At 72.4% G+C, this 15317-nt stretch carries 15 protein-coding genes; 4 read left to right on the top strand and 11 right to left on the bottom strand.

Annotated elements, in window-relative coordinates; genetic code table 11:
* Window positions 1–76: 76 nt before the first annotated feature.
* Genes QSK36_RS36395 through QSK36_RS36385 form a run of 3 tightly spaced genes read left to right on the top strand, consistent with a single transcriptional unit; the run spans window position 77 to window position 3037 of the window.
* Entirely contained in the window at window positions 77–1249 is a 1173-nt protein-coding gene (locus tag QSK36_RS36395; RefSeq protein WP_285785530.1) for an extracellular solute-binding protein, read from the top strand.
* Window positions 1250–1256: 7 nt separating this feature from the next.
* Window positions 1257–2183: a carbohydrate ABC transporter permease gene (locus QSK36_RS36390; RefSeq protein WP_079319502.1), complete on the top strand. Its 927-nt coding sequence runs from the start codon at window positions 1257–1259 to the stop codon at window positions 2181–2183.
* Window positions 2180–3037, top strand: a complete 858-nt coding sequence (locus QSK36_RS36385) for a carbohydrate ABC transporter permease (RefSeq protein ID WP_183542916.1) — start codon at window positions 2180–2182, stop codon at window positions 3035–3037. The genes QSK36_RS36390 and QSK36_RS36385 overlap by 4 nt, the downstream gene beginning before the upstream one ends.
* Here QSK36_RS36385 and QSK36_RS36380 read toward each other — a convergent pair.
* Window positions 3027–4532, bottom strand: coding sequence for a glycosyltransferase family protein (locus QSK36_RS36380; RefSeq protein ID WP_285785529.1), 1506 nt, complete (start codon window positions 4530–4532; stop codon window positions 3027–3029). The genes QSK36_RS36385 and QSK36_RS36380 overlap by 11 nt on opposite strands.
* A gap of 118 nt (window positions 4533–4650) precedes the next feature.
* Between QSK36_RS36380 and QSK36_RS36375 the strand changes: the two genes are divergently transcribed.
* Entirely contained in the window at window positions 4651–5475 is an 825-nt protein-coding gene (locus QSK36_RS36375) for a GNAT family N-acetyltransferase (protein ID WP_285785528.1), read from the top strand.
* 111 nt (window positions 5476–5586) lie between these two features.
* Here QSK36_RS36375 and QSK36_RS36370 read toward each other — a convergent pair whose 3' ends face one another.
* From QSK36_RS36370 to QSK36_RS36325, 10 genes are all read right to left on the bottom strand, one after another.
* Entirely contained in the window at window positions 5587–6300 is a 714-nt protein-coding gene (locus QSK36_RS36370; protein ID WP_285785527.1) for an SH3 domain-containing protein, read from the bottom strand.
* Window positions 6301–6458: 158 nt separating this feature from the next.
* Window positions 6459–8477 carry a multicopper oxidase family protein gene (locus QSK36_RS36365; protein ID WP_285785526.1) on the bottom strand — a complete coding sequence of 673 codons (2019 nt, stop codon included), beginning with the start codon at window positions 8475–8477 and terminating at the stop codon, window positions 6459–6461.
* A complete protein-coding gene (locus tag QSK36_RS36360; protein ID WP_285785525.1) occupies window positions 8474–8965 on the bottom strand; it encodes a DUF6220 domain-containing protein in 492 nt (163 codons plus the stop codon). The genes QSK36_RS36365 and QSK36_RS36360 overlap by 4 nt, the downstream gene beginning before the upstream one ends.
* Window positions 8966–9178: 213 nt before the next feature.
* On the bottom strand, window positions 9179–9628 hold the full coding sequence (locus QSK36_RS36355; RefSeq protein ID WP_183542906.1) for a hypothetical protein: 450 nt from the start codon (window positions 9626–9628) through the stop codon (window positions 9179–9181).
* A 53-nt stretch (window positions 9629–9681) separates the two neighbouring features.
* Window positions 9682–9942, bottom strand: coding sequence for a hypothetical protein (locus tag QSK36_RS36350; RefSeq protein ID WP_139578848.1), 261 nt, complete (start codon window positions 9940–9942; stop codon window positions 9682–9684).
* Window positions 9943–9986: 44 nt separating this feature from the next.
* Entirely contained in the window at window positions 9987–11045 is a 1059-nt protein-coding gene (locus QSK36_RS36345; RefSeq protein WP_285785524.1) for a glycosyltransferase family 9 protein, read from the bottom strand.
* The gene (locus tag QSK36_RS36340; protein ID WP_285785523.1) at window positions 11033–11866 is read right to left on the bottom strand and encodes a glycosyltransferase; all 834 of its coding nucleotides are present in this window, start codon (window positions 11864–11866) and stop codon (window positions 11033–11035) included. Before QSK36_RS36340 ends, QSK36_RS36345 begins: the two co-directional genes overlap by 13 nt.
* A gap of 447 nt (window positions 11867–12313) precedes the next feature.
* On the bottom strand, window positions 12314–13513 hold the full coding sequence (locus QSK36_RS36335) for a cation diffusion facilitator family transporter (protein ID WP_285785522.1): 1200 nt from the start codon (window positions 13511–13513) through the stop codon (window positions 12314–12316).
* Window positions 13506–13913: an ArsR/SmtB family transcription factor gene (locus QSK36_RS36330; RefSeq protein WP_285785521.1), complete on the bottom strand. Its 408-nt coding sequence runs from the start codon at window positions 13911–13913 to the stop codon at window positions 13506–13508. Before QSK36_RS36330 ends, QSK36_RS36335 begins: the two co-directional genes overlap by 8 nt.
* A gap of 94 nt (window positions 13914–14007) precedes the next feature.
* Window positions 14008–15105, bottom strand: a complete 1098-nt coding sequence (locus QSK36_RS36325; protein WP_285785520.1) for a sensor histidine kinase — start codon at window positions 15103–15105, stop codon at window positions 14008–14010.
* Window positions 15106–15317 lie beyond the last annotated feature (212 nt).

Below are 15317 nucleotides of genomic sequence, written 5' to 3'. Positions count from 1 at the left end.
GTCGGCACTGGTCCTTGGGGGATGTGGTAGTACCGGGAACGACGCCGGCGAGAGCAAGAGCTCAGCCGGCGGCAAGGTGACCGTCGAGTTCTGGAATATTTGGACCACCGAACCCCTGAAGAGCTACGGCGCTCAGGCGATCAAGGATTTCCAGGCCGCGCACCCGAACATTACGATCAAGAGCGTTCCCTACGAGAACGAGGCGTTCAAGGCGAAGCTGACGACGCTCACCCAATCCGGCAAGGCGCCGGACATCTTCCAGACCTGGGGCGGCGGCGTGCTCGCCCAGCAGGTGGACGCGGGCCTGGTCAAGGACCTCACCACCGACGCCGGCTCCTGGCTCGGCACCTTCACGGACGCCGCGCTGTCGGCGTACAAGGTCGAGGACAAGCAGTACGCCATTCCCGACGACATCGGCATGGTGGGCTTCTGGTACAACAAGGCGCTGTTCAAGAAGGCCGGGATCGCCGAGCCTCCGGGGACCTGGTCGCAGCTCATCGACGACGTCAAGAAGCTGAAGGCCGCCGGGGTCACCCCGATCGCGCTCGGCGGCAAGGACAAGTGGCCGGGCCACTACTACTGGGCCTACCTCGCCATGCGGATCGGCGGCCTCGACGCCCTCAAGCAGGCCGGTGACAGCAAGGACTTCACGGGTCCGGCCTTCGTGCAGGCGGGGCAGAAGCTCAAGGAACTGGCTGATCTCCAGCCGTTCCAGAAGGGCTACCTCGGCGCGACGTACGGCGACCCGGGCGGCCAGGCCGCGACGATGGGCGACGGCAAGGCCGCCATGGAGCTGATGGGCCAGTGGGCGCCCGCGGTCCAGAAGGACGCAGGCAAGGGCCTCGGCGACGACCTCGGCTTCTTCCCCTTCCCGGCGGTCGACGGCGGCAAGGGCGCGGTCACCGACGCCTTCGGCGGCGGCGGCGGCTTCGCGATCGGGGCCGACGCCCCGGCGGAGGCCATCGAGTTCCTGAAGTTCCTCACCGACAGCACCGAGCACCGCAAGGCCGTCGCGACCGGGGGCCTGCTCCCGGTGCTGAAGGGCGAGGAGGACGCGGTCACCGACCCGAACCTGAGCGTGGTCGCCAAGAACCTCGCCGGGGCCACCGGGTTCCAGCTCTACCTCGACCAGGCGTACCCGCCGGCCGTCGGTCAGGAGGTCAACGACTCCGTGGCCCAGCTGATCGGCGGGACCAAGACGCCCGAGCAGGTGGCGCAGGCCATCACGGAAACCGCGAAGTCGGAGTAACTGTCGCGTGAAGACGACGAGACCCCGGAGCCGCAGGCTCCGGGGGTTCACCACGATCCTTCTGTTCCTGCTTCCCGCGCTCGTGCTCTTCCTGGCGCTCGTCGTGGCGCCGATCCTGCTCGCCTTCTACGCGAGCGTGTTCAAATGGAACGGCATGCGCGGGCTGCCGACGAACTTCATCGGCATGGCGAACTTCACCCGCGTACTGGCCGACGAGGTCTTCCTGGGCGACCTGTGGCGCGGGCTGCTGCTGATCATCTTGTCGGTGGCGATCCAGCTTCCCCTCTCGCTGGGCATCGCCATGCTGCTCAACCAGAAGATCCGCGGCCGAGCGTTCTTCCGCCTGCTGTTCTTCGCCCCGTACGTGCTGTCCGAGGCGATCACCGCGGTCCTGTTCATGATGATCCTGTCGCCCACGGACGGCCTGGCCAACTACATCCTCGGCTGGTTCGGCATCGACCCCCTCGACTGGTTCGCCGACCCGTCGACGGTCATGATGTCGGTGTTCATCGTCATGACCTGGAAGTACTTCGGCTTCCACATGATCTTGTACATCGCGGGGCGCCAGGGCATCCCGAAGGAGCTCACCGAGGCCGCCCAGATCGACGGCGCGACGGGGTGGAAGGTCTTCCGCTACGTCACGCTGCCGCTGCTCGGGCCCACGATCCGCATCAGCGTGTTCCTGTCGGTCATCGGTGCGATCCAGCTGTTCGACCTGGTCTGGATCATCACCGGCGGAGGCCCCTCGCACTCCTCCGAGACCATGGCCGTCACGATGTTCCAGTTCGGCTTCAAACGCTTCCAGGTCGGCTACGCGAGTGCGATCAGCGTGGTGATGTTCTTCATCAGCCTCGTGTTCGCGCTCTTCTACCAGCGATACGTCATGCGCCGCGACCTCGAAGGAGCCTCCACCGTGCTGCGAGACCAGCGATGAGCGCCAACCGTCACAGGCAGTCCCCGACGTCGGGCGGTCCGCTGCGCAGCATTTCCCTGCACGCGATCGTCGTGGTCACGGCGTTGTTCGTCGGCGTCCCGCTGCTGTACGCCGTGATCGGCGGGTTCAAGACCACCCGGCAGCTCTCGAGCAACCCGATCGGCCTGCCCAGCCCCTGGGTGCCGGAGAACTACACGGGCATCCTCGCCTCGGCGTCGTTCTGGCGCATGCTCTGGAACAGCACCTACATCGCGGTGCTGACCACGCTCGTGGTCGTCGCGGTGTCCGCGCTGGCGGCCTTCGTGTTCGCACGCTTCGCCTTCCGGGGGCGCGAGGCGCTGTTCACGATGTTCGCCGCCGGGCTCATGTTCCCGTTCGCGGTGGCGATCCTGCCGTTGTTCGTGCTGCTGCGGATGTTCGGGCTGCTCGACAACCCGCTCGGTGTGATCCTCCCGCAGGCGGCCTTCGGCATGCCTATGACGATCATCATCCTGCGCGGCTTCTTCCGGGCCATCCCGGGAGAGATCGAGGAGGCGGCGATCCTCGACGGGTGCTCACCGTTCGGCTTCTTCTGGCGGATCCTGCTGCCGATGGCCCGGCCCGCGATCGCCACGGTCTCCGTGCTGGCGGTCGTGAACAGCTGGAACCAGTTCATGCTGCCGCTCGTGGTGTTCAGCGACGACAGTTTCTTCACCATCCCGCTGGGCGTCCAGCAGTTCCAGGGGCAGTATGCGACGGACATCGCGCGGGTCATGGCCTACATCGTGGTCGCGATGCTGCCCGCCCTCGGCTTCTACGCCGTGGCCGAGCGCCAGCTCGTCAGCGGCCTGACCGCGGGGGCCGTCAAGGGCTGACCCGCGTGTACAGCCGTACGGCGTAGCCGAGCACGCGGACCGTCCGCTCCCGGCGGTAGCTCTCCCGCAGCAGCAGCCGCTTGGCGGAGTCACGCGGGGACGAGAGGTCGGCGGGCGCGGGATGGCTACGGCTCACCACCCATACCCGCGACGCCGCGCCCAGCGATGCGGCGATCTCGCCCGCGGGCAGCTCACGCCCGGCGAGCGTGCCCGACGCCGCGCCGCCGGCCCGCAGCGCCGCGTCGCGGACACCCCGGAACGAGGCGGGGTACGCCTCGGCGACCAGGCGGCGGATCGAGGGCAGGAACAGCACGGCGTCTCCGGGTCGCCGTCCCGACCCGATGATCCGCGCCACGGCGGCCGGGTCGTCCGGGCGGCTGTCGATTCGCCTGACGGCGACCTGGGCCGGCAGGGACGCCCCCAGCATCAGAGCGGGCAGCGCCAGCGCCGCCGCCGCCCGCACCCACCCCGTCCGCGGCAGGAGCCGTACGGCCCGGGCGAGCCCCGCGCCCAGCGCCGGTGCGAGCCCCGCCATCGAGAACAGGACATAGCGGTCCTGGTAGAACGGGTGGATCTGCGACACGACGAGCAGCAGGGCGGGTGGCAGGAGCGCCAGCGGCACGGCGAACGCGGCGATCCCGGGCAGTCGGCCTGGGCCGCCGGGTGCTCGTCCGGCGGCGGTTCCCGCCATGTCTCCCTCCCGATTCGTCGTCAGGCCGAGCGCCACGAGCACGACGGTCGCCGCGAGCAGCACACCTGTCCCGGCGAACCGCGCCACGAGGGCCTTCACCTCCGGCAGACCGGGCCGCTCCAGCCACGCCACCTGGCCGCGCTGGCCGAACGCCGTCCACGCCACCGGCAGGACGGCGAGCAGGGCGCCCGCGGCGGCGCCGGCCCAGCGCCATGCCATGCCCTTGCCCCCGCCTCGCGCCGCCGCGACGAGCACCGTGACCGCGTGCGCCGCCAGAGCCAGGACGGCGAACAGATTGAGCAGGCACGCCACGCCATACCGCGCCCAGGTCGTCCGCCGCGACGGGTCGGGCAGCGCCGTGGCGAGCAGGCGCGTCGCCTCCACCACCGCCGCCGCGACCAGCGCGTACGACCTGCCCTCCTGGGCGTGGAAGACGACGACCGGGGCGGCGGCGTAGGCGAGGCCCGCGTACAGGCCGGCCTGGGCCGAGACCAGCCGCCGCCCGACGGCCGCGACACCGGCCGCCGCGACAGCCGTGGCGAGGACGGACGGAATCCGGATGACCACCTCCGCTGGGAGGGCGGCCCCCACGAGCCGGATGAACGGGTGGAGCGACAGGTAGTAGAAGCCGTGGACGGCGTCGACGTTCCCCAGCGTGCGCCACAGGTCCGGCAGCGCCCGCCCCGCCACGGCGTAGGTCGTGGCCTCGTCCTGCCACATCGAGCCGCGCCGGACGCCCCACAGACCGCCCAGCAGCGCGGCCAGGGCCGGGACGATCGGCACGGCCCGGTCGCTGATCCTCACGTGTCCTCCGCCTGCTCCGCCCGGCTACGTCCCGGTCGGATGCCCCGGCGGGCAACGGGAGGATGAACGCGTTCTAAGGTGATCGGAACAAGGGGAGAACTCGCAGGGGGGAGCACCGATGGCGGAACCGATCGTCCGCCCCGCCGCCGACGCCGACATGCCCGGCCTTCGCGCCGTCGCCGACCACTTCGGCCTCCTGGGCCTGTGGCCGGAGCGGCCCGACTTAGTGGACGCCGAACGCGCGTTCGGCGAGGTGTTCGTCGGTGAGGTGGACGGCGCGATCGTGGGGTTCGGCGGCACGCTGCGCCGGGGAACGGTCACGCACCTCGGAGACCTGTTCGTCCTGCCGGACCACCAGTCGTCGAGGGTGGGCCGCACGATCCTGTCCCGCCTGCTGCCGGGCGGCACGCCCAAGGTCACCTTCGCGTCGAACGACAAGAGGGCGCTCGCGCTGTACGTCAGGAACGGGATGCGCCCGCGCTGCCCGCTGTTCTACCTGAAGCGGAGGCCGCTCGCCGGCCGGCCTGTGCGGCGGGACAGCGGGCAGGCGGCGCCGGGGGAGGGGGACGTCCACGCGGCGGCGGCCATGGACGCCCACGTCTCCGGTGGCGACCGGACCTCGACGCTCACCTGGTATGCCGCGCTGCCCGGTGTGACCCTGCACGTCAGCGGCTCGGGCTACGCGTTCGTCAGGACGGCCGGAGACAAGGTCGTCATCGGGCCTGCCGGGGGTGCGACCCCGCAGGACTGCGCCGACATCGTGCTGGAGGCGGCGAACGCCCACCCCGACGCCGGGCTGGTCCACGTGGCGGTGCCCGGCACGCATCCGCTGCTTGCCCTGCTGCTGGACGCGGGCTGGCACATCGGCGACATGGACACGCTGCTGACCAGCGGGGACTTCATGCGGCTCGACTGCTACGCCCCACACCCCGACCTCGGCTGAGGCCGGCGGCCCCCGTCCCCGGCCAGGGGGACACCGGGGACGAGGGCAGCGCGGCTTCGCGGCGTCCGGCGAGTGCCGGTCGACGCGTCCCGGGCCTTGCGGCCCGGGACGTCACATCCTGCGGAGGTAGTGGGCGGAGGCCCATCCGGGAATGCCGCCGGCGCTGTCGACGGCCACCCAGCCGTGGGTGGCGTCACAGGCTCCGGCGATGTTCCCGTCGGCCGGCCGCAGCTTGCCGACACGGGCATGGCGGATGCCGGCGCCCTCGCGGACGTTGAGGAAGCTGCCCTTGCGCACGTGCCGCAGGCGGTAGGTGCACGAGAGCGAGGGCCGTCCGCTCAGGTCGAGCCTGTGGAGGTAGCGGGCGGCGGCGAAACCCGAGGTCCCGGCGGCGGTCTTCACCGCGATCCAGCCGTTGGTGGCGGTGCAGGCGCCGGAGAAGCCTCCGTCGGCCGGCCGCAGTTTGGCGACGGGGGCGTGGCGGACGCCGGCGCTCTCGCGCACGTTGAGGAAGCCCCCCTTGTGCACGCCCCGGAGCCGGTAGGCGCACACCAGACCGGGCCCCTGCCTGGCCTCGTGCACGACCTGCCCGTAAGGTCCCGATGCGGTGGGTTCGCCGGGGCCGGGCGGCCGGACCGTCGCGACTCCCGAGGCGGGATGCCCCCGGACCCCCGACGCCGGCTCGGCCGCGATCCCCGACGTGAGGCGCCCCCCGGCGTCGGAACCGGCCTGGCCCGCGAGGGCGGGCGCGGGATGGCCTGCGACGAACCACCCCGTGGCGGCCCACGCCGCCAGCGCGGGAACGATGCTCTTCGCCACTGTCACGATCTCTCCCTTCGGTCGGCATCGCCCACGCCCGGCCGGGGGGATCCGGGCCAGTGGTGCTCACCCGAAGTTCTGATCTGATTACCGAGCGTTTACACCTCGGTTGAATTCCCGCCTGGATTTTTTACTCGACACACTGGGGAAAAAGGGTGATTCACTCACCCGCTGTGCGCGCCGTGGAAGGGCGTGGTGACTCCCTCGTACGCCAGGTGCAGCATCATCCCCAGGTCGGCGTGGCTGAGGTTGTGGCAGTGGTTCATCCACAGCCCCGGATTGGCGGCGCGGAAGGCGACCTCCCACACCTGGCCGGGCTGTACGTCGAAGGTGTCGAGCCACAGAGGGCTGCCGGTGACGGAGCGGCCGTCACGCGAGAGCACGAGCACCCGATGGCCGTGGAGGTGCCAGGGGTGGGTGTCCCGGCCGCGGTTGACCACGGTGAGCCGGACCAGGTCGCCCTCCCTGACCACTTCGGTGGGGATGTCGGGGAAGGCGGCGCCGTTCACCGTGTGCGCGTACATCGGCCGGCCGTTCGTCAGCGCGAACCCCCTGTCGAGGACGAGCGTGAAGTCCCGGTCGAAGCGGCTGCGGGACGTGTACGGCGTGGGGGCGGGGGCGCCATACCGGGTGAGGTCGAGCTCCGGCCAGTCCGCCGTCTGGCCGCCGGCGGCGGGAACGGCGCCGGGATCAGCGGCCGCCGTCGCGCCCGCGGACCCGTCGCCCGTGCTCGCCGGGGTGAGCCGTACGGAGTCGGTGCGGTCGTCGATGCGCAGGAGCACGGGGTCTGACGGCATCGTGAACGCGAGGTCATACCGGCCGCCCGCCGCGAGTCGCAGTCCGACGCGGCCGAGCGTGCCCGGCCCGTTCAGGTCCGTTCCGTCCACCGCCACCAGCCGGTAGGGCGTGCCCGCCAGCGTGAACCGGTGCGGCGTGTTGTCGGTGTTGATCAGGCGCAGCCGTACGGGCGTGCCGGGCGCGGCCTGCCGGACCAGGGGCTGGTCGCGATCACCCGTCACCGTCGCGCCGCCGAGAGTGTGCACGGGCAGCGTGAGGTCCAATCCCGAGGCCGCCGTCCCCTTCGGCGTGACGACGAGCGTGCCGTAGAGCCCCATCCGGACGCCGAGGTCGGACACCTCGTGGGTGTGATACCAGTACGTCCCCACCTGGGCGGCGACGAACCGGTAGACGAACTCCCCGCCGGGCGGCACGGCCTCCTGGGTGAGGCCGGGCACGCCGTCCTCTCCCGAGGGCACGTCGTAGCCGTGCCAGTGCAGCGTCACCCCGGACGCGATGTCCCCGTTGCGCAGCCGCACCTCGACGAGGTCGCCCTGGACCGCGGTGAGCGGCGGCCCGGGGACCTGGCCGTTGAAGGTCCACGCCGACACCTTCCGTCCCGAGGACAGCGTGACGGTCGCCGTACGGGCCGTCAGCTCGAACCGGCGCACGGCGCCGCCCGGTGGAGGTGCGGCCGGGCCGCGCAGGTCGGTCACCGGACGGGTCGCCCCTCCCATGACGGAGGCGGATCCGCCCGAGGCGGAGTGATCGTGGGAGGCGGAGCCGGTGGCGGCCATCGCTGCGGTCCCTCCGGGGGCGGAGCCCTCCGCCGTGGTTTCCGCGCCGGGAACGAACGCGAGGGTGACTCCGAGCACGGCCGCCACGGCGGTGGCCGCCGTCGCCGTCCGCAGCCCGGGGACCTGCCTGCTCATCGCTCTCCAGGTCCCCAGGACGGCCCCCGCGGCGACGGCCAGGAGGAGGAGAGCGGTGCCCGGATCCGCCGGGTATCCGATCAGGAAGGTCTGCACGATCCCGGCCGCCGCGGCGTACCCGGCGCCGAGCAGCGGGACCGCGACCGCCGGAGCTCTGACGGCGTCCCGCGACGCCGCGTCCGCTCGCCGGACGGCTCGGAGCAGGCGCGGCCCGGCGAGTGCGGTGGCCGCGGCGCCCGCCGCGACGAGAAGCGGCAGGGCGACGGTGATCTTCTCCTGCACGAACCACCAGCCGGCCCCGGCCAGCGCGAGGACGGACCAGACGCGGGCCAGGGACGCGACCAGAGCCACCGCGAACAGGGCCGCGGCCGCCCTCGGACGGCGGGCCGCGGCGGCCACGCCCGCGCCCACCCACGCCGCCGCGGTCAGGACCGAGACGAGCAGGTCGAGCGCCATGAGCCGGTCGGTCGTCATGAGGCGCGAACCGGACGGCCCTCCGCGGCGGCCTCCGACGGAGCGGGCTTGGCCGACACGAGCCGCCGCGCATTGCGGAACACCATGGCGCAGACGCCCATGACCGCCATGCCGTTGATGGCGTGCAGGCCGAGGATCGCCAGGGAGAGCGGCGTCGTGTTGCCGGTGCTGTCGTCGAACAGGCCGCCGAGCGCGACGATCAGCGCCTGCACGATGACCAGCCCGACGGGCAGGACGGTCAGCCCGATCTGGCGTCCCGGCGCCTTGGCGGCCGCCGCGGCGGCGGTGGCCACCAGCGACAGCACCGGGATGACCATCATGCCGTTCATGCTGTGCAGGGCGAACGAGGAGTCGTCCTGGGGTTTGTCGAACGCGCCGACGGCCGCGAGGTACATCTGCACCACGGCGGCGGCGAGCAGCAGTCCCGCTGAAGCGGCGTAGACCTTGCGCACGCTCTTGCTCCCTTCGGTCAGCGGATTACGGGTCACGGGGATCCTGTCCCACGTGGCCGGCGGTGTCGTCCCTCGTCGAGAGACACGTCGGCTACCGCTGGGGGAGTACGCGGGCCTGGGCGCCGTCCGTCCCCTGGCGGTGTCTCGATGGTGCCGCCGGAGGCCGTCGGCGTCGTCGCACCCGGGGAGGCTCCCGGTCCTACCGCCGCCGTATCAGCGCCGTACGCCGCTACGACCGGGGGAGTACGGTCACTGCGGCCAGTTCGCGATGACGGCCGGGGTGATGGCGTCGGCGTAGCAGTTCAGGGTCGTACGACGAGCCCTGTCGTACACGCAGACCTTGACGTCCACGCGCGTGATCCGGCCGTCCGACGACAGCCGGATCGGCTTCTTCGGAGCGCAGGTCGTCTTCGGCAGGGCCCACCCGGTGCCGCCGCCGGCGTAGTGGAAGCGGGCCCGGACGTAGGCGCAGTGCTCACCGTGCGCGTCGCGGTCGTACAGCGTGCCCGAGACGACGAAGGTCTCCGCGGTGAAGCGGGTGATCCACACATCGGCCTTGGCATATCCGTGGTGCCCGCTCCGGGACTGCACGGGTCCCCAGTGGATCAGCGAAGCGGTGGCGGCCCCGGCCGGGGCGGCCGGCAGGCTCCCGGCGATCACGAATGCCAGCAGGCCGCCGATGACGAGGTTCTTTCTCATGTCCGCCGACGCTAGGCCGGGCGACTTGGAGGGACCTTGCATCCCGCTGGTCGTCAGGGCGCGCCCTTGCGATACGCCTCGTAGAGCGCGTTCAGATTGTCGGTGTACAGCTCCGTGAAGCCGCAGGAGGCGCAGATCCACGCTCGTATCGTGCCGAGTGCCTCGCCCTGGACGTAGAAGAAGGGGACCTTGGCCGGCAGCGGCTCCTCGACGCGCACCCGAAGGGGCTGCGGCCCGTTCGGGCCCCGATCGCGCACCTCGACTCCGGCCATGACGGCGCCGGACGAGCACTTGGGGCAGATGTTGTCTCTCACGCGACTTCCTCTCCGCGGGTACGCCGAGGAGGAGTCTGCTCCCGTCAAATCTCGCGGCGGCCACGAAGCAGGTCTTCGGCCTGCTCGACCACGTCGTCGACCCGGACCTCGGCCACCCACGACTCGTCGTGCGGGCACCGCCCCACCCGGGGATCGTGTCCGCTGACGCCGCAGACCGGGCACCGGGCGGTCCAGGAGACCAGCGGCCGGTGGAGAGCGCGGGTGAGGGGCCCGGCGTTGATGAGGTTGCCGCACCAGAAGATGCCGACGGTGGCCGTCCCGACCGCCGCGGCGAGGTGGCGGGGGCCGGTGTCGTTGGAGATGACCAGGTCGCACCGCTCGTACAGCGCGGAGAGGCCGCCGATGCCGAGCGTGCCGACCGCCGTGACGGCGGGCCGCCGCATCGCCGCCGCGACCTCGTCGACCACCTCCCGCTCCTTCTCGACGCCGGTGATCACGACCGGGCGGCCGAGCCGGTCGGCCGCCTCCGCGAAGGCGCGCGCCGGCCAGCGCCGCCGGGGGTCGCTCGCCCCCGGATGCAGCGCGACCAGGCCGGGCGGCGGCTCGCCGTACACGCGGGCGAGTTCGGCGCGGTCGGCGTCGGTCACGGCGATGCTCGGCTCGTACGCCTCGGCCGTCCCGCCGACCAGCGCGGCGACCTCCAGGTAGCGCAGTGTCTCGTGCTGGTAGTAGACGTACGGCACCCACAGGTCGAGCCGTTCCGCGTCCGGCGTGCACAGGCCGGCCGTCACCCGGGCGCCGATCGCCTTGACGAAGGGGTTGGAGTTGCGCCCGCCGCCGTGGATCTGCACGGCGAGGTCGAACCGGTGCTCGCGCAGCTCCTCGAACAGGCTCCGCGGAGCCTCGTGGCCGCCGTCCGCCGACGACACCCCGGAAATCGGCGGCAGGGCGATGACGTCGTCGACCGGTCCCGGCCTGCCGTCCAGGAACCGGGCGTGCCAGGGGGTGCCGAGGAGGGTCAGCCGGGCCCGCGGGTAGGCCCGGCGGAGCGCCTCCAGGGCGGGCGTCGCGAGGACCAGGTCGCCCAGGGCGTTGGCCCGCAGCACCGCGACGCGGCGCACGTCCTCGATCAGGGCGCCCATGCCGTCTCGAACACGTAGTCGTAGCACTCGGCCCTGCGGTCGGTGACCGTCGTGGGCAACTCCAGGTGGTAGGCTCGGCTCGGCAGCAGGCCCGCGCCGCCGTACCTCTCCATGACGCGCAGCTGCGCCACGACGTCCTCACCCGCGTGCCGGGGCGGCACCGACCGCCAGAAGTCGAAGCCGCCGCACTCCGCCAGCCGCTCCCGGTCGTACAGCACGCAGCCGCCGATCCAGGCCACCTTGTACGGCCGCCACTCCCGGGGACCCGGCGAGCCGAGGTGTTTCCGGGCGAGGTGCAGCGGATTGGAGGCGTTGTGCAGGGTGTGGCGCTGCCAGGCCGGCGACTCCCGGCGCACCCGCTCGGGCCGCACGCCGTCCGTCCACTCCTCGTACGGCGCGAGCTCGGCGGGGCGTACGTCGTCGCGGTAGGACAGGCCGTGCAGGGCGTAGCCGACGAAGCCGCAGCGCAGCTCGCCGATCGCGGACAGCAGGACCTCGATCGCCTCCGGCTCCAGCCATACGTCGTCGTCCAGGTAGAGCGCCAGCCGCCGCCCGGCCCGGCCGAGCAGGAACGCGCGTTGCTCCGCCATGCCTCGCGGGGGCAGGTGGCGGTGGACGGCCGCCGGCCTGTCGCGGTGGTCGAGGATCCGCAGCTGCGCCGCCACCAGCGGGTCGTCGGCGACCGGCTCGTGCGACTGGTCCGAGACCACGACGCGGAACCCGGACACGGTCTGCGCCGCGAGGCCCGCCAACGTGACGGCCAGCGCGCCCGTGCGGTCCTTGGTGGGCACGAGCACGTCCAGGTCAGACGGGGCGAACATGCGCGCGTGATACCCGTGAGGTCATACGGCAAACGGAGCCCGTCGGCCGCTCACCCCCGCCGTGTCCTTCTCCTCCTTCCGCGCCTCGGGGGCCGTGCCCGGCCGCAGGAGGGCCAGCGTGAGCACGCATCCCACCGCGGCCAGGAGGGCGGCTGCCCGAAGCCCGCGCGCAGCCCACCGGCGAGGGCCGTCCGGGGGTCCGCCGCGCCCCCGGAACTCACCGTCGACGCGAGCAGCAGCAGGGCGGTGACGCCGAGGCCCGAGCCGATGCGCTGCGCGGTACCGCGCCGGGCAGCCGGGCGAACCAGGCCGGCGCCACGGCCCGCAGGCCGAGGCCCACCGACGAGCAGGCCGCCGCCGACCGCGGTGACCTCCGGCCCAACGGCATCCGGTGGGGCGGCGCCACCCGCCCGGCTTCGCCCCGCCCCCGCTGAGAGGAAGCGGGGGTCAGGAGAGGCGTCTGGCGCCGGGGAACCTGATGTATCGGCGGCCGGCGCAGCCCTGTGATCGGCGGTCGTCTCCGGACCGTATCGGCCCGTTGACGTGCGCCGGGCCGTGGGCGTCCGCGCAGTGCGGCTCCGCCGCCGTTGTGGCGGAGGGCGGCTCCGCCGCCGTTGTGACGCAGTGGGGTTCTGCCGCCTCGGCCGCCGCCTCACCGATCGCGAGAAGCTCCGGTGGGGCGTGGTCGACCTGCAGCGTGGTGTGGTCGATGCCGTACTCGTCGTGGACCATCCGCTGCGCCGCCTGTCGTACGGCGTGGCAGTCCGCGCCGGGGGTGACCAGGATGTGCGCGGACATGGCTGGGTAGCCGCTGGTGACCTCCCAGATGTGCAGGTCGTGCACCTCCACCACGTGTTCCAGGGCGGCGGTCTTGCGGCCGATCTCGGCGGGGTTCATCCCGGCGGGGGCGGCCTCCATGAAGACCCGGCCGGACTCGCGCACCAGGCCCCATCCGGCCTTGAGCATCAGGGCGGCCACGACCAGCGCGGCCAGGGCGTCGGCCCGGGCCCAGCCGGTCAGCCAGATCACCGCGCCGGCGGCGGTGGTGGCGATGAAGGCGAACAGGTCGTTGAGGATGTGCTGGAAGGCGCCCTCGACGTTCAGGCTGCCGCGGTTGGCCCTGCTCAGCAGCCAGGTCGCGGCCAGGTTCACGGCGATTCCGGCGATGCCGGTGGCGACCACGTACGCGCCTTCGACCTCGGGGGGCTCGATCAGCCTGCGTACGCCCTCGTAGACGAAGTAGACGCTGAGCAGCAGCAGCGTGATCCCGTTGATCTGGGCGCTGATGATCTCGGCGCGTTTGAGGCCGTAGGTGAAGCCGCCCTGCGGCGGGCGGGCGGCGATCCGCATCGCGATGATCGCGAAGGCGATGGCGATGGCGTCGGTGAGCATGTGCCCGGCGTCGGAGACCAGGGCGAGGGAGTGCGCGATGACGCCGATGACGACCTCGACCGCCATGAAGCCGAGGATGAGCGCCAGCGCGCCGGTCAGCAGACGCCGATCGGCCTCGGCGCTGACCCCGTGCCCGTGACCATGCCCGTGACCGTGACCACGCCCGCGCGCATGGCCGCGCTCGTGCTCGTGCCCGTGCTCACGGTCGTCACCCGTCCCGGTGCGGTGTCCGTGCCTCTTGCCGGTCTCACCCATCGTCCCGGTCCTTCTCCTCATGTCCGATGTGCGTTATCGCCAGGTCGAACAGCAGCCGCACGTGCGAGTCCGCGAGGCGGTAGTAGGCCATCCTTCCCGCGCGCCGCACCTTCACCACGTTGTGGGCGCGGAGCAGGCGCAGGGCGTGGGACGCGGCGGACATGCTGTGGCCGGTCGCCGCCGCGAGATCGCACACGCACATCTCGCCGCCCTCCAGCAGCGCCGCGATCAGCCGCAGCCGCCCGGGGTCGGCCAGGAGGCCGAAGACCTGCGCCAGGTCCTCCACCGTCTCCTGGGGCGGCAAGGCCCTCCTGACGGTCTCCACCCGGTGCGCGTCCACCACCGGGAGCGCGCAGGAGTCGGCCGGCGCCAGATCCACAACACTTGAACGATCGTTCACGTGTGTGAGTGTAGGCCGCGGACGGCTCATGTCAACGCGTTCCTGCTCCTTCTGCCGAACCCGCCTCAGGGATCAGGGCCTCATAGGCCGGCGGTCAGGGCGCCGGGGCGAGCGGCAGCCGCAGCACGAAACGCGCACCCGCGGCGCTGTCTTCGATGGTCAGCCGGCCGCCGTGGTTCTCGGCGATCTGGCGGGCGATGGGCAGTCCGAGCCCGGCTCCTCCCGCGTCCCTGCTGCGGGCCGAGTCGAGCCGCCAGAACCGCTGGAAGATCTTTTCCCGCTGCTCGCGGGGGATCCCGGGGCCGTCGTCGGCCACTTCGAGCACGGCCGTTCCATCCGGTGGCCCGCCGGGTCGTCGCGGTTCGCGCCGCACCGTGACCGTGACGGTGCTGGCGGCGTGCCGCTGCGCGTTGCCGAGAAGGTTGCTGATGAGGCTGCCGAGGGAGTGGGGGTCTCCCAGCACGACGACGTCCGGGCCCAGCCGGGGGACCATCCGCTTGGTGATCGGCAACATCTGCAGTTCGCCTTCGGCCAGCTTCCCGAGATCCACCCGCTGCCGCCGGATGGGGAGCGCCTCGTTCTCCAGCCGCGAGAGCGCCAGCAGGTCCGTCGCGATCCGCTGCAGCCGGTCGAGGCTCGGCAGCAGCGCCTCGGCCAGGGTGACCACGTCGGTCTCCTGCGGCGCCTGGAGCGCGTCCTCGATCTGGGCCCGCATGGCCGTCAGCGGGGTGCGCAGCTCGTGGGAGGCGTCGGAGCTGAAACGGCGCTGGCGCTCCAGCGCCTCCTCCAGCCGCCCGAGCGTACGGTTCACACCGGGGGCCAGGCCGTCGATCTCGCCGTGCGCCGGGGTCGGCCGGTGCGGGCCGGCCGCCTCGATCTCCTCCGGCTCGGCCGGGAACGCGGGCGCCGGCTGGACCGCGCCGCCGGTCAGGCGGAAGCCGAGGTACATGATCGCCCCGGCCAGCAGGAGTGCCCCGGAGAACAGCAGCAGAAGCAACGCCGGGTGCGCGTAAGCCGGGGCCGCCGGCACGGGTTCGAGTGCATACAGCGCCCGCTCGTCGTGCGAAACCGGCTCGGCGGCCGGTGGGTGACCGGTGACCAGCTCGAACGACGTCGCCGCCAGGGACAGCAGCACGACGGCGACACCGTGGGCCGGTGCCGGCCGGGCCGTGATCGACCAACGCTGCGGCATGGCGCATCCCCCTGGATTCAGTGCACCACGAGGGCGTGCGGGAAGCCGCTCTGGGGCCCCGCCAAGGCCCCGCGTACGCGCGCCGCTTCCGCGAGCCGGCGTCGCGCCGGACCCCGGTCCGGGCGCTGGTCCCGGCTGGGGACCGCCGCTGCCGTAGTGGACGGATCCCGCCTCGGAGCCCCTGACCGCCGCAGTCATTGGGCCTTCACTGT

The organism is Microbispora sp. NBRC 16548 (genome assembly GCF_030268985.1).
Classification (GTDB): domain Bacteria; phylum Actinomycetota; class Actinomycetes; order Streptosporangiales; family Streptosporangiaceae; genus Microbispora; species Microbispora catharanthi.
The sequence above is the reverse complement of the archived record's forward strand: the minus strand, read 5'-3'. Positions and strand labels throughout refer to the sequence as shown.